Origin of the sequence: Halomonas sp. TA22 (assembly GCF_013009075.1) — a bacterium.
GTDB lineage: Bacteria > Pseudomonadota > Gammaproteobacteria > Pseudomonadales > Halomonadaceae > TA22.
In genome coordinates, this window is record NZ_CP053108.1 from 3,166,777 (window position 1) to 3,180,796 (window position 14,020).

The 14,020-nt window shown below is 62.1% G+C and carries 14 protein-coding genes and 3 tRNA genes; 14 read left to right on the forward strand and 3 right to left on the reverse strand.

Annotated features, from left to right (window positions below; genetic code table 11):
* Positions 1-83 precede the first annotated feature (83 nt).
* A complete protein-coding gene (locus tag HJD22_RS14940; protein ID WP_208654477.1) occupies positions 84-359 on the forward strand; it encodes an Lrp/AsnC family transcriptional regulator in 276 nt (91 codons plus the stop codon).
* Positions 360-438: 79 nt separating this feature from the next.
* Positions 439-1,296 (forward strand): DNA/RNA non-specific endonuclease, encoded by an 858-nt coding sequence (locus HJD22_RS14945; RefSeq protein WP_208654478.1) that lies wholly within the window; start codon positions 439-441, stop codon positions 1,294-1,296.
* 136 nt (positions 1,297-1,432) lie between these two features.
* On the opposite strand, the gene HJD22_RS14950 is transcribed toward HJD22_RS14945, so the two are convergent.
* From HJD22_RS14950 to HJD22_RS14960, 3 genes are all read right to left on the reverse strand, one after another.
* Positions 1,433-1,519: transfer RNA gene (locus HJD22_RS14950), tRNA-Leu, on the reverse strand.
* Between the two features lie 45 nt (positions 1,520-1,564).
* Positions 1,565-1,651: transfer RNA gene (locus tag HJD22_RS14955), tRNA-Leu, on the reverse strand.
* A gap of 74 nt (positions 1,652-1,725) precedes the next feature.
* A tRNA-Leu gene (locus tag HJD22_RS14960) sits at positions 1,726-1,812 on the reverse strand.
* Positions 1,813-2,083: 271 nt separating this feature from the next.
* Here HJD22_RS14960 and rnr point away from each other — a divergent pair.
* The 12 genes from rnr to HJD22_RS15020 all read left to right on the forward strand — a co-directional run bounded on the left by rnr (position 2,084) and on the right by HJD22_RS15020 (position 13,982).
* Complete coding sequence (rnr, locus tag HJD22_RS14965; protein WP_208654479.1) at positions 2,084-4,492, forward strand: ribonuclease R; 2,409 nt, start codon at positions 2,084-2,086, stop codon at positions 4,490-4,492.
* A gap of 46 nt (positions 4,493-4,538) precedes the next feature.
* On the forward strand, positions 4,539-5,330 hold the full coding sequence (gene rlmB, locus HJD22_RS14970) for a 23S rRNA (guanosine(2251)-2'-O)-methyltransferase RlmB (RefSeq protein WP_208654480.1): 792 nt from the start codon (positions 4,539-4,541) through the stop codon (positions 5,328-5,330).
* Positions 5,331-5,461: 131 nt separating this feature from the next.
* Positions 5,462-5,860, forward strand: a complete 399-nt coding sequence (gene rpsF, locus HJD22_RS14975; protein WP_208654481.1) for a 30S ribosomal protein S6 — start codon at positions 5,462-5,464, stop codon at positions 5,858-5,860.
* Positions 5,861-5,886: 26 nt separating this feature from the next.
* On the forward strand, positions 5,887-6,114 hold the full coding sequence (gene rpsR / locus HJD22_RS14980) for a 30S ribosomal protein S18 (protein WP_208654482.1): 228 nt from the start codon (positions 5,887-5,889) through the stop codon (positions 6,112-6,114).
* A gap of 12 nt (positions 6,115-6,126) precedes the next feature.
* Positions 6,127-6,978, forward strand: coding sequence for a hypothetical protein (locus tag HJD22_RS14985; RefSeq protein ID WP_208656770.1), 852 nt, complete (start codon positions 6,127-6,129; stop codon positions 6,976-6,978).
* A gap of 16 nt (positions 6,979-6,994) precedes the next feature.
* Complete coding sequence (rplI, locus tag HJD22_RS14990; RefSeq protein WP_208654483.1) at positions 6,995-7,441, forward strand: 50S ribosomal protein L9; 447 nt, start codon at positions 6,995-6,997, stop codon at positions 7,439-7,441.
* Between the two features lie 138 nt (positions 7,442-7,579).
* Entirely contained in the window at positions 7,580-8,968 is a 1,389-nt protein-coding gene (gene dnaB / locus HJD22_RS14995; protein ID WP_208654484.1) for a replicative DNA helicase, read from the forward strand.
* Between the two features lie 78 nt (positions 8,969-9,046).
* Complete coding sequence (locus HJD22_RS15000; RefSeq protein WP_208654485.1) at positions 9,047-9,346, forward strand: hypothetical protein; 300 nt, start codon at positions 9,047-9,049, stop codon at positions 9,344-9,346.
* A 120-nt stretch (positions 9,347-9,466) separates the two neighbouring features.
* Entirely contained in the window at positions 9,467-9,769 is a 303-nt protein-coding gene (locus HJD22_RS15005) for a DUF6482 family protein (RefSeq protein ID WP_208654486.1), read from the forward strand.
* A 147-nt stretch (positions 9,770-9,916) separates the two neighbouring features.
* Entirely contained in the window at positions 9,917-10,990 is a 1,074-nt protein-coding gene (hemH, locus tag HJD22_RS15010; RefSeq protein WP_208654487.1) for a ferrochelatase, read from the forward strand.
* A 216-nt stretch (positions 10,991-11,206) separates the two neighbouring features.
* Entirely contained in the window at positions 11,207-13,558 is a 2,352-nt protein-coding gene (locus HJD22_RS15015) for a putative monovalent cation/H+ antiporter subunit A (RefSeq protein WP_208656771.1), read from the forward strand.
* Positions 13,551-13,982: a Na+/H+ antiporter subunit B gene (locus tag HJD22_RS15020; protein ID WP_208654488.1), complete on the forward strand. Its 432-nt coding sequence runs from the start codon at positions 13,551-13,553 to the stop codon at positions 13,980-13,982. Before HJD22_RS15015 ends, HJD22_RS15020 begins: the two co-directional genes overlap by 8 nt.
* The last annotated feature ends 38 nt before the right edge of the window (positions 13,983-14,020 follow it).

Sequence of the window (14,020 nt, forward strand, 5' to 3'; positions counted from 1 at the left end):
CTGTTGGCGCGATGGCGCTGCTATACTCGCGCCATCGCGCACTGGCCATACCGCAGTGCGCCACCACACAGGGGAGAGTGACCATGCAGAATGCCGTCATCCTGATTAACACCGACAAGGGCCAGGTCAAGGTCGTGGCCGAACGCCTGGCTGATGTCGAGGGGATCAGCGAAGTCTACTCCACCTGCGGTCGCTATGACCTGGTGGCCATTGCGCGCACCCGCGATTTCGAAAGCCTTGCCGAGCTCGTCACCGAGCGACTCAATCGGGTCGAGGGCATTCGTGATACCGAAACCCTCAATGCCTTGCAGGTGCACTCCCGCCACGACCTGGAGACGATGTTCTCCGTCGGCTGGTAGTTACCTGATCGGTACGATCGACGAGGTTGGCAGCGCAAGCGCTGGCGATACGCCCTGGGCATGATAAAAAGAAGCATCGATGAAAAAGCGGATTGCGGTATGGCGCAGGCAGGTGCGCAGCATAGGCATCAGTCTGATATTCGTCATGGTGGGGAGCGGTCTTTGGTATAGTCAGGAGCGCGACTATCGCGACCAGCTCAGTTGGATGGGCGTGCCGATCTGGCATGAACTTTCACCTACCAATTTTCACCGCGTACTGCGTAACGAGGGTTTTCTGGTTGGCTGGTCGGACGTTCGGGTCAATCCGCTATGGGTCAGCTATCGTCTACATGCGGTAGAGGAGCCGCGGGCTGGATCGCGACCCGACTTCCGGCGCGACTGGCGTACGCTCTGGCCTATCGCCACGGACAGCTATTTCGGCAGTGGCTACGACCGCGGGCACCTGGCCCCCAACTATGCCATTGCCGTGGTGCATGGCCGCGAAGCGCAGCATCAGACCTTCCTGATGAGCAATATCTCCCCCCAGCGCCCGGAACTCAATCGCCGCCTCTGGCAACGTCTCGAGGAGGTGGTGATCGACCGTTTCGTGCCGCGCTTCGGTGTCGTGCAGGTGATCACCGGCCCGGTGTTTCCCGAACGTTTCATGGACAATGTCTTCAATCGGGTGGGGCTGGTCGAGATTCCCGAGGCCTTCTACAAGATCATCGTGGTGCCGACGGAGCAGCCCATGGCGCTGGCCTTCATCATGCCCCAGGAGGTGCGGGGCGACGAGCCGCTGGATCGCTACCTGGTGAGTATCGATGAGATCGAGGCGCGTACCGGCCTCAATTTCTTTCCCAACCTGCCGGACGCGGCGGCACACCGCCTGGAGAGCCAGGTACGCATCGAAGGCTGGGCGCTTGATGAGGTGGCAAGGCTTCCCGCGCGCTTCGATTGAGCAATGAGGCACCCGAGCGATTGCCGCGAGATTGGGCGGCGCAAAGAAGCGTCACGCTAGCGATCTGTTCAGCGTTGGAAGTTGGCGGGGCAAGCGAGAGAGGGTCGGTTGCTCGAGAGAGTATGCACGATACGATTGGTGCCCAGGAGAGGACTTGAACCTCCACATCCGTAAGGATACTAGCACCTGAAGCTAGCGCGTCTACCAATTCCGCCACCTGGGCGTATCATGCAGCTCGTGTTCGGTTCGGCGAGCCATTGCCCTGCAATGGTGCCCAGGAGAGGACTTGAACCTCCACGTCCGAAAGGACACTAGCACCTGAAGCTAGCGCGTCTACCAATTCCGCCACCTGGGCGAACACAAGCGTTACTGCCAAGTCTGCTGCAAGATGGGATCTTCATCCCGCGACACCGATTGCACGAGTGTCGATGGTGCCCAGAAGAGGACTTGAACCTCCACGTCCGTAAGGACACTAGCACCTGAAGCTAGCGCGTCTACCAATTCCGCCATCTGGGCAAGTGGCGAGCATAATACCGATTCCGTTTGACAATGCAAGCCCGTGAAACGCGGCGGTGACACTTTTTCTCGTCTCGCTCAGGCGGGCATTTATACCGCCATACCAACTGGTGCACGATATCCCTATTCTGTGGAGCTTGAAGGGGAAAGCGTGGCAGATGGTTGGGTCGCGAGGCTCTCGGCGCTATACTGCGGTCATGACAATGAACCTACGTAGTATCGCCTCACGCCCGCGCCGTCTCGCTTATTCATATTCAAGGATGCCTTTAGCATGAATCATTGGACGCTTAGCGACGACCCTCACGCGGAACGTGAAGCTCACAAATATGACAATCCGGTACCCAGTCGCGAGTATCTTCTGGCGCGACTGGAAGAGTATGGCAAGCCCATCACCCACGAGAACATGAGCCGCATGCTCGGCCTCGAGGAGGAGGACCAGCTCGAGGCGGTGCGCCGTCGTCTGGCAGCCATGGAGCGCGATGGGCAGGTGCTGCGCGATCGGCGTGGCGCCTATGCGCTGATCGACAAGCTTGACCTAATCAAGGGCAAGGTGCTCGGCCACCGCGATGGCTTCGGTTTCCTGATCCGCGACGATGGCAAGAAGCCCGACCTGGTACTGCCGCCGCGCCAGATGCGTCGTGTCTTCCATGGCGATCATGTGTTGGCCCGGATCAGCGGTCGTGACCGCCGCGGACGCGACGAGGCGACCATTGCCGACGTCATCGCCCGCAATACCCAGACCATCGTCGGCGTCTACCGTCAGAACAGCAGCGAGTTCGGCGTGCTGATTCCAGAGAATGCCCGCATCGCTCAGGAAGTGATCATTCCGCATAGCGCAAGTGCGGGTGCCAAGGATGGTCAGATCATTTCGGCACGCATCGTCCAGCAGCCCGAGACTCGGGTGCAGCCGGTGGGCGAGGTGATCGAGGTGCTGGGCGAGCGCATGGATCCGGGGATGGAAATCGACATCGCTATCCGCAGCCATGATATCCCGGCTGAGTTCCCACCCGATGTGCTCGATCAGACCGCTGGCATCTCGGCCGAAGTGCTCGAGGAGGACAAGGCGCATCGCATCGACCTGCGCGACGTGCCGCTGGTCACCATCGATGGCGAGGATGCCAAGGACTTCGACGATGCCGTCTGTGCCTGGAAGACCAAGTCGGGAAGCTGGAAGCTGCTGGTGGCGATCGCCGACGTGTCGCACTACGTGCGACCGAGTACGCCGCTTGACCAGGAGGCGCATACCCGAGGCAATTCGGTCTACTTCCCAGGCCAGGTCGTGCCGATGTTGCCAGAGCTGCTCTCCAATGGCCTCTGCTCGCTGAACCCCAATGTCGACCGGCTGGCGCTGGTGTGCGAGATGAACATCTCACAGACCGGTGCGATCAGCCGTTACCGCTACTATGAGGCGGTGTTCCGCTCCCATGCGCGGCTGACCTATAACAAGGTCGGCACCATGCTCGATGCGCCCGATTCTCCCGAAGGCAAGGTGCTTTGCGAGGAGTACCGCGAACTGCTCCCCTCGCTGCACAGCCTGCACGAGCTCTACAAGCTGCTGCGGCAGTCGCGCACCGAACGTGGCGCGATCGATTTCGAGACCACCGAGACGGCAATCATCTTCAACGATGAACGCAAGATCGAGACCATCGTGCCGCGTACGCGCAACGATGCCCATAAGATCATCGAGGAGTGCATGCTGGCGGCCAACGTGGCCACGGCGCGCTTCCTCGACAAGCATGACCTTCCAGCACTCTATCGTATCCACCAGCCGCCCTCGCCGGAGCGTCTGGACAAGCTGCGGCTGTTCCTCAATGAACTGGGTCTGTCGCTGGGCGGGGGAGATGAACCCACACCCCAGGACTACCAGGCGCTGCGCGAGGTGATCAAGGATCGCCCCGACGCCGACATCATCCAGACAGTGATGCTGCGTTCGATGAATCGAGCCGTCTACTCGCCGCAGAATGAAGGGCATTTCGGCCTGGCCTATCCGGCCTACGCGCACTTCACTTCACCGATCCGCCGCTATCCCGATCTGCTGGTACACCGCGCGATCCGCTCGGTGATTCGCGGACCGCGCCAGACTGGCACGGTGCTGCGTGCCGAGGGGGCGCCGGTGGATCCGCCCAGCAAGTGGTGTCCCTACACCTTCGAGCAGATGCTCGAGCTCGGCGAGCACTGCTCGATGACCGAGCGACGTGCCGACGATGCGACTCGCGATGTCGAGGATTGGCTCAAGTGCGAGTTCATGTCCGACAAGGTCGGCGACGTCTTCGACGGCACCATCGCCTCGGTGACCCAGTTCGGCATCTTCGTGTTGCTCGATGAAATCTACGTCGAGGGGCTGGTCCACGTCACCTCGCTGCCTTCCGACTACTACCACTACGAGCCGGAGAAACACCGTCTCAAGGGTGAACGTTCCGGCGTCGGCTACCGCCTTGGCGATGGCGTCACGGTGCGTGTGGCGCGAGTCGATCTCGACGACCGCAAGATCGACTTCGATCTGGTCGATGACATGCCAAGGCCCAAGCGTACGGCGCGTCGGCGCAAGCCCGGAGCCGATGCCGAGGCGGCAGACGCGCCGGCGGACAAGCCTGCCAAGGGCGGACGTAAGGCCCGCGATGGCGGCGATGCCAAGGGGCCGCGACGCGGACCGCGCCGGCCACGTGGTGGCAAGCGTTGATCATCGGGCTGTCTTGTGGCTCGCCTAACTTCGGAAATGAGTGGATATGAAGCGACGTCCCGCGCGCCGGGGGCCTCAGGCGCCCGGCGGTCTCGATGCCATGTATGGCGTGCATGCAGTGCACGCCATGCTCGAGCGTGGCGAGGCGCCAAAGGAAGTCTGGGTGCAGGAGGGGAGCGCCGCGTCGCGCCTCGCCGAGCTGATCGACACTGCTCGTCGGATGGGGGCGAGAATCGCCACCCATCCGCGTGAAGCGCTCGACGGACTCACGCAGGGGGCGGCGCACCAGGGGGTCGTCGCCTTCTGCCCACCGCTGGCCTTCGACAGCGAAGAGTCGCTGTGGCTGCAGCTGGGTGCCTGGCCTCGGCCCGAGCCGCCGTTGCTGCTGATTCTCGATGGCGTCACCGACGTGCACAATTTCGGCGCCTGCCTGCGCAGTGCCGATGCCGCGGGTGTGCATGGCGTGATTGTACCCAAGGACAAGGCGGCACCGCTGAACGCCACGGTACGCAAGGTGGCGTGTGGTGCTGCCGAGTCGGTGCCGGTCTACCAGGTCACCAACCTGGCCCGAGCCATGGCGCGTCTCAAGGCGCTCGGGGTGTGGATCACCGGCACGGCCGGCGAGGCCGAGGCGAGCCTTTTCGATGCTGACTTCAGCGGTGCCATGGCGCTGGTGATGGGAGCCGAAGGCAAGGGCATGCGCCGCCTGACCCGCGAGGCCTGCGACGGTCTGGTCAAGCTGCCCATGGCCGGTCAGGTATCGAGCCTCAATGTATCGGTGGCCACCGGCATCTGCCTATTCGAGGCGGTGCGGCAGCGCCAGCTTGCAAGCACCTGATCGGATCACTACAATTACGCGGCTCGGTCGTATCGATGGCCGGGCGCCCACACCCAGAAAGTCACTCCTTGCTTCCCTTGGTGCCGCAATCGGCGGTCCATCAGGAAGCTGCCAAACCGTAAGGAGCTACCATGCGTCATTACGAAATCGTGTTCATGGTCCATCCGGACCAGAGCGAACAGGTTCCGGCGATGGTCGAGCGTTACACCACTCTCGTTACCGAGAGCGGCGGTACCGTGCATCGCCTGGAAGATTGGGGCCGCCGTCACCTGGCCTACCCGATCAACAAGATTCACAAGGCTCATTACGTGATGATGAACGTCGAGTGCAGCGGCGAGACTCTCGAAGAGATCGAGACGATCTTCCGCTTCAACGACGCCATCATTCGTAGCCTGGTCGTGCGTTGCAAGGAGGCCATCACCGAGGCTTCCCCGATGATGAAGCCAGCGGAAGAGAAGCGTCCGCGCCGCGAGGACCGTCCTCGTGAGCGTAACGAGAACGAAGAAGAAGAAACCGCTGAAGCCAACTGATTCCGCACGACCATAGGAGATTCACCATGGCACGTTTTTTCCGTCGCCGTAAATTCTGCCGTTTCACCGCTGAAGGCGTGAAGCAGATCGATTACAAGGATATCGATACGCTCAAGGCCTACATCACCGAAACCGGCAAGATCGTTCCGAGCCGTATTACCGGAACCAAGGCCCGCTACCAGCGTCAGCTCTCATCCGCCATCAAGCGGGCTCGCTACCTGGCGCTGTTGCCGTACACCGATAGCCACCAGTAAGCCAGGCGCGTGTTGCTGCCGATTGCCCGCTGGCTGATGCGCGGCACGCCATATGCGGCGGGTGCCGCGGCATTCGCCGCCGTGGTGCCTTGGCTGTTCTGGTTCAGCGCCGCGATTGCCGCACTGGTGACGCTCCGCCGCGGTCTAGCTCCGGCGATGCCGGTGATCCTGGCCGCTGCGCTGCCTTCCGGCTGGTGGTGGATGCAGGGCGATGCGATTCCGTTGGCCTGCGTACTGCTGGTCACGCTGATGGCGACGGTGCTGCGCTCGCGCATGCACTGGAGCGAATCGCTGATCGTCGGCATGCTGGCAGCCACAGCGATGGTGCAGCTGGGCCTGTTCTTGCCGCCCGGTGGCGCCGGCCCGTTACTCGAGCAGTTACGGCAGGGGTCGCCGGAAGTCGACCGCATGCTCACCGAGTTCGCCAACCAGGGCGTTCCCACCGAGCAGTTGGCGACACTGCTGATCGGTGGGGTGACGGGTCTGGTGGTGCTGCTCGCCTCGGTGGCCTGTCTGGCACTGGCGCGCAGTTGGCAGGCGGGGCTCTACAACCCCGGCGGCTTTCGCAGCGAGTTTCACGGCCTTCGCCTGGCGCCCAGGGAGATGATCGTTCTGGTGGTGCTTGGGGTGATCGGCATGGTACTGGGGCTTCCGGCGCTGTCCATGCTGGCCTGGGTACCGCTGCTGGTCGCGGGCGTGGCGCTGATACATGGTTTTATTGGTCTTAAGGGGATGAACGGGTTGTGGTTGGTAGCGTTCTATGTACTGCTGATAACCACCTGGCCCATGATTCTGATCGTGCTGCTGCTGGCCTTCATCGACACGTTCATGGATTTCCGTGGGCGACTGGCCCGCAGCGACTGACAAGAGGTTTAACGAGATGGAAGTCATTCTGCTCGACAAGATTGGCAAGCTGGGTGGTCTGGGTGACAAGGTCACCGTAAAGCCCGGTTATGGTCGCAACTACCTGGTGCCCTACGGCCTGGCCGTGCCGGCAACCCAGGACAACGTGCAGGCCTTCGAAGCGCAACGTGCCGAACTCGAAGCGCAGGCCGCCGACCGCAAGTCCGAGGCCGAGGCACGTGCCGCGCAGCTCAGCGAGATCGAGCTGTCGCTGGTCTCCAAGGCCGGTGACGAAGGCAAGCTGTTCGGCTCCATCGGTGCCCGCGACCTGGCAGAAGCGATCGCTTCCGCTGGAATCGACATCGCCAAGAGCGAAGTGCGCATGCCGGAAGGTCCGATTCGCCAGACCGGTGAGTATGACATCGCGCTGCAGCTGCATGCCGAAGTCAGTGCCAGCGTTCGCGTGGTGGTCGTGGCCGAGTAAGCCGCACCGCACCGAAGATGCTAGCAAAGGCGTGAAGGGGCAACCCTTCGCGCCTTTTTTATCGGCGCGCAGACGCGATAAGGTAGAATCGCCGATGTCCGCTTCCCCCCCGTTGATGCCCACTGTCGTGAAGCTGCCATGAACGAAACCGTCGCGCTCGATCAGGAAACTGCCGGACTCAAGGTGCCGCCTCACTCGCTCGAGGCCGAGCAATCGGTGCTGGGCGGATTGATGCTCGATAACCAGGCCTGGGATACCGTCTCCGAACGCCTGGTGGCGGGTGACTTCTATCGCTACGAGCATCGGCTGGTCTTCAATGCCATGCAGGCCCTGGCCGAAGCGAGCCATCCGCTGGACGTGGTCACGCTCTCCGAGGCGCTGGAGAATCGTGATCAGCTCGATACGGTGGGTGGGCTTGCGTATCTGGCCGAACTGGCGCGCAACACCCCCTCGGCAAGCAACATTCGCGCTTATGCCGATATCGTGCGTGAGCGTGCCACGCTCAGAAAGCTGATCCAGGCCGCCAACCAGGTCGCCGAAAGCGCCTTCGCACCCCAGGGGCGGCCTGCCGACGAGCTGGTCAACGAGGCCGAGCGGCTGGTGTTCCAGATCAGCGAGGAGCGGCCCAAGTCGGGCGGGCCGATCGGCATGAGCGAGCTGCTGGCCAAGGCAGTGGATCGTATCGACGAGCTATTCAACATGCAGGGCGAGATGAGCGGTCTCTCGACCGGATTTCGCGATCTCGACGACATGACCTCTGGACTGCAGCCTTCCGACCTAGTGATCATTGCTGGACGCCCCTCGATGGGCAAGACGACGTTCGCCATGAACCTGGTGGAGCATGCGGTGATCTCGAGCGACAAGCCGGTGATGGTCTTCTCCATGGAGATGCCCGCCGAGTCGCTGATGCTGCGCATGCTCTCCTCGCTTGGGCGCATCGACCAGACCCGTGTGCGTACTGGCCAGCTCGAGGATGAAGATTGGCCGCGCCTCACCTCGGCGGTCAATCTGCTCAAGGACAAGCAACTGTTCATCGACGACACCGCGGCACTCTCGCCCAACGAGATGCGCTCGCGGATCCGCCGCGTGGTACGCGAGAACGGCAACATGGGGCTGATCATGATCGACTATCTGCAGCTGATGCAGATCCCCGGCTTCTCCGAGAACCGTACCGGCGAGATATCGGAGATCTCGCGCTCGCTCAAGGGGCTGGCAAAGGAGTTCGGCTGCCCGGTGGTGGCACTTTCGCAGCTCAACCGCTCGCTTGAGCAGCGTCCCAACAAGCGTCCAGTGATGTCGGACCTGCGCGAATCCGGCGCCATCGAGCAGGATGCCGACGTGATCGCTTTCGTCTATCGCGATGAGGTCTACAATCCGGATAATCCCGACAATCAGGGGCTCGCCGAATTGATCATCGGCAAGCAGCGTAACGGTCCCATTGGCACGGTACACATGGCCTTCATCGGTAAGTACACGCGCTTTGAGGATCTGGCGCCGGACAGTTACGGTCAGCACTTCGGCGAGTGACGCGGGGAGGCGTTGAGCGTGCGGCCGGGCACCGTATAATGCCCGGCCTCTAGACAATGAAGCATTATAGGAGAGCACATGGCAGGTGGATTTCAGCGCGGCAATCGCAAGCGCGCACCCAAGCTGGAGGCGCGTGGCGAGTTGCAGGAGTTGGAGCGCGAGGGGCCTTTCAAGGAGTGGCTGGGCATGCCCGACCTGTACCGCTACCGGCTGGTGGTGGAGGGCGAGACCTACAGCTACCAGACCGAGGACGCCGAAGTGCCGGTCAAGGTCGGCGACCGGGTGGTGTTCCGCTACAAGGAGACCAAGGCGGGCAAGTGGGTCGACCGCAACTCGCTGGGCAAGGCCATCGACCCTTCGACTTACTCCGGAACCTGACGCACTGGACAGGGTCATAACGCTGACGCCGTACGGACACGACGTTGTCATGGGGCACATCCATGCTGTGCCCATTTACGCAGGCGCGTCAGCGACCCGTTATCCAGGAGCAATAACCCGATGGAACTCCAAGAACTAAAGTCCTTTGTCAGTCAGCAGGATAATTTCGAAGTGCGTGTCATCAGTCATGCCGGTAGCCGCTGTTATCAGGTCGAACTGGAGGACATGGAAGGACAGCGCCACATGCTCGAACAGCGTGGCAAGCCCAGATTGTTTCGTGCCCTCGACGATGTCTATCTCGAGCTCAAGCGGGCCGGCGTCAACCGCGCCTATCTTGTACAGCACGTCGCCCACGATGAGGTGATCGGGCATGAAGCGCGCTATCACGATCCGATCACATCGCGTATGCCGCTGGTGTTCTAGATGCGGACCCCGGAACAGGACGGATGGCGAGATATGTTGATCAGGAGTTATACAAATCACATTGATAGTATAGCTTGATTCCCCTTCCTCATGAGCTGACTGATAGAATGGGTCACACCCTTCGAGTCATCACGAGGAAACTAACGCATGTCATCGACCGAAGCTGATCTCGATCGTCCGGGTGAAGGGCGGCTCGCGTTTGCCGACCAGGCCCACCCCTCCGTTGCGCGCGCCAAGGTCGGCGTAGTACTGGCCAATCTGGGCACGCCGGATGCGCCCGACTACTGGTCGATGCGGCGCTATCTCAATGAATTTCTCTCCGACAAGCGTGTCGTCGACTACCCGTCGTGGAAGTGGCAGCCGCTGTTGCAGGGCATCATTCTCACCAAGCGCCCCTTCAGCTCCGGCGAAGCCTATCGCAGCATCTGGAACAACGAGAAGAACGAAAGCCCACTGCTCACCATCACTCGCGAGCAGGTGGGCAAGTTCGCCGCCAGCCTCAACGAGGCGTTCGGCGACCGTGTGATGGTCGACTTCTGCATGCGCTACGGCAACCCCTCCACCGACAGCGTATTGCGGCGCCTGCAGGCGCAGGGCTGCGAGCGTATCCTGTTCTTCCCGCTCTATCCCCAGTACGCCTCGCCGACCACCGCCACGGCCAACGATCACGCCTTCCGCACGTTGATGAAGCTCAAGTGGCAGCCGGCGATTCGCACCGTACCCGCCTACTTCGACCATCCGCTCTACATCGAGGCGCTCGCGACCTCGGTGGAGGAGGGCTATGCGACGGCCGAGGGGCGCCCAGATATCCTGGTCGCTTCCTACCATGGCGTGCCCAAGCGCTTCCTGCTGGAGGGCGACCCGTACCACTGCCACTGCCAGAAGACCACGCGCCTGCTCAAGGAGCGGCTGGGCTGGGACGACACCCAGATCGTCACCGCCTTCCAGTCGCAATTCGGTCCCGAGGAGTGGGTCGGGCCGGCGACGGTGGATCACGTCGCCGAACTGGCGCGTCAGGGCAAGAAGCATATCGCCGTGGTCTCGCCCGCCTTCGCCACCGACTGCGTGGAGACGCTGGAGGAGATCAATCAGGAGATCAAGGAGAGCTTCTTCGAGGCGGGCGGCGAGCGATTCACCTACATCCCCTGCCTCAACGACCGCGACGACCATATCCAGGCGCTGGTGAGCATCGCGCGCAACGAGCTGGCGGGGTGGGTATAGGGCGCAACCAAGACCGAGGGGGAGTAGCGAACATTTTGCGTGATCTTGTGATCGCTATTTCTTGCCAACTATCACGCTGATTCTATAGGCTTTGGTCCAATAAATTATTGGCCGCATGCCGCTACGTGGTTATCTGGCAGGCTTAGAAACGCGTGAAATGCGCTGTGACCGCCCTCGTTGCGCGGGTAGCGATGACGAAAAGGAGACTCCCGCGTGCTGCAACTTGCCGTGCTTTCAGGTTTTGTACTGGCCGCCTTCGCGCCTTTGGGGCAGCGGTGGTTCGCTGAGCGAGCCAGTGCCATCTTTGCTCTTTATCCGGCCATCGTCGCGCTCTGGCTGATGACACTGTTGCCCACCGTGATGGGGGGCGACGAGGTGCTGATCTACAGCCTGGAGTGGGTGCCTTCGCTCGGCATGAGCCTGACCTTCGTGCTCGATGGCCTGTCGCTGCTGTTCGCGCTGCTGATCACCATCATCGGTACCTTCGTGCTGATCTATGCCGGAGGGTACCTCAAGGGGCACCCCGATCTGGTGCGCTTCCATCTGGCGATCCTGGCCTTCATGGCCTCGATGCTGGGACTGGTGCTGGCCGATGGGCTGTTGACGCTGTTCGTGTTCTGGGAACTGACCAGCATCACCTCCTATCTGCTGATCGGCTTCAATCATGCCGACATCGAGGCGCGAAAGTCGGCTCGCCAAGGGTTGTTCGTCACCTTCGGCGGTGGCCTGGCGCTGATGGCGGGTCTGGTGCTGCTGGGCGTGGCAGGCGACAGCTGGTCGCTTCAGGAGATCAATCAGAGCGGCGACCTGCTGCGTGAGCATGCGCTCTACCTGCCGCTGCTGCTGTGCTTGCTGGGCGGCGCCTTCACCAAGTCGGCGCAGTTTCCGTTCCACTTCTGGTTGCCCAATGCCATGGCGGCACCGACCCCGGTCTCGGCTTACCTGCACTCGGCGACGATGGTCAAGGCCGGCATCTATCTGTTGGCGCGCCTGCACCCGAGCCTGGGCGGCACCGACGCCTGGGTCGGCATCCTCTCGGTGGTCGGTGCTGTGACCATGTTCACCGGCGCCTTCCTGGCGCTGCGCCACACCAATATCAAGAAGCTGCTGGCCTACTCCACGATCATGGCACTGGGTACCCTGACCATGCTGCTGGGGGTCGGCACCGATGGGGCGCTGGTCGCCTTCGTCACCTTCCTGCTGGCGCACTCGATGTACAAGGGGGCGCTGTTCATGGTGGCGGGCATTCTCGATCACGAGACCGGCACCAAGGATGTCACCGCCATGGGTGGGTTGCGCCATCTCATGCCGGTGACGGCAATCTTCGCCAGCATTGCCGCGCTCTCGCTTGCCGGGGTACCGCCGCTGTTCGGCTTCCTCGGCAAGGAGTTGATGTTCGAGACGGTGCTCGGGGCAACCCGCTTCGAGGTGCTGATCCTGATCCTGAGCTTCTGTGCTGCCTTCCTCACGATTGCGGTGGCGGCCATCGTGGTGATCCGCCCCTTCTTCGGCGAACGCCAGGAGACCCCCAAGCTTGCCCATGAGCCGCCGGCCTCAATGCTGGCCGGGCCAGTGGTGCTGGCGTCGCTGTCGCTGATCCTTGGTCTGGCGCCGGCACTCGCGGGGGTTGGCGTGGTCAGTGCGGCGGCTTCGACGGTGGCCGGTGAGCCCCTCGATTTCTATCTGGCGCTATGGCATGGCTTCAATCTCGAGCTGATGATGTCGATCGCCAGCCTGATTCTGGGCATCCTCGTCTTCCGCAACTGGGCGCGTATCCGGCGTGGCCTGTCACGACTCGATCCGATGTTCGCCAGGGGCCCCGAAGCCGGCTACGAGCATTTCCTGGACGGCATCGTCTCGGTCTCGGAGTGGCAGACACGAGTGCTGCAGAACGGTTACATGCGCAACTACATCATGGTGATGGTGGTCACCCTCAGCGTCTTGATCGGCAATAGCCTGCTGCTTCGCTACACGCCGCAGTTCGCCATCGAGCTCGACGTGCAGTTTCACGAGGCGATCGTGGCGCTGCTGATGGTCTCGGCGGCGCTGTTTGCCTGTGCCTCGCGCTCGCGCCTGGGGGCCGTGGCCTCGGTGGGTATCATGGGCTTCTGCATCGCCTTGACCTTCATTCTGTTCAGCGCGCCCGACCTGGGCATTACCCAACTGCTGGTCGAGACGCTGACCGTCATCGTGCTGATTCTGGTACTGTTCCGGCTGCCGCGCTTCGCCAGGCTCTCGACGCCGGTAGAGCGAGTGAGAGACATGCTAGTGGCGGGTTCGCTAGGTATCCTGATCATGATGCTGGTACTGGTCGTCGTCGACAGCAATCAGTTCGCTTCGATCTCCGGCTACATGATCGAGAACAGCGTGCCCTTGGCGCACGGTCGCAACATCGTCAACGTCATCCTGGTCGACTACCGTGCGCTCGACACCCTGGGCGAGATGTTCGTGCTCGCACTGGCTGCAATCGGCGTCTACGCCATGCTCAAGCTTCGCGCGCCGGAGGCGCCGCGTGGCCCCACCAGGAACAAGGCGGTCGCGACCCCCAAGGAGTCCAACGATGGTTAAGTCGGGCACGATCATCCTCAATACCGCGGCACGCCTGCTGATGCCGCTACAGCTGCTGTTCTCGGTGTTCCTGCTGCTGCGCGGGCACGATGAGCCAGGTGGCGGCTTCATTGCCGGTCTGGTGGCTTCCGGGGCCTTCTCGCTCTACCTGTTCGCCTTCGGCGTGACGGCGACCAAGTCGGTGCTGCGCATGGTCGATCCTCGCGATCTGATCGGCGTGGGTTTGCTGCTGGGGATGATCTCTATCTTCCCCGCCTGGTTTCAGGGCCAGCCCTTCCTGACCGCCCAGTGGTGGACGATACCGGGTGTCGACTTCTACGCCTCCACGCCGCTGATCTTCGATGTCGGTGTCTATCTGGCGGTGCTGGGCGCCATGCTGACCGTGATCATGACGCTGATGGAGGTGGACAAGGATGAACCTTGAGCGCGGCTTGCCGCTACCCTCATTGATTTCCACCAAGG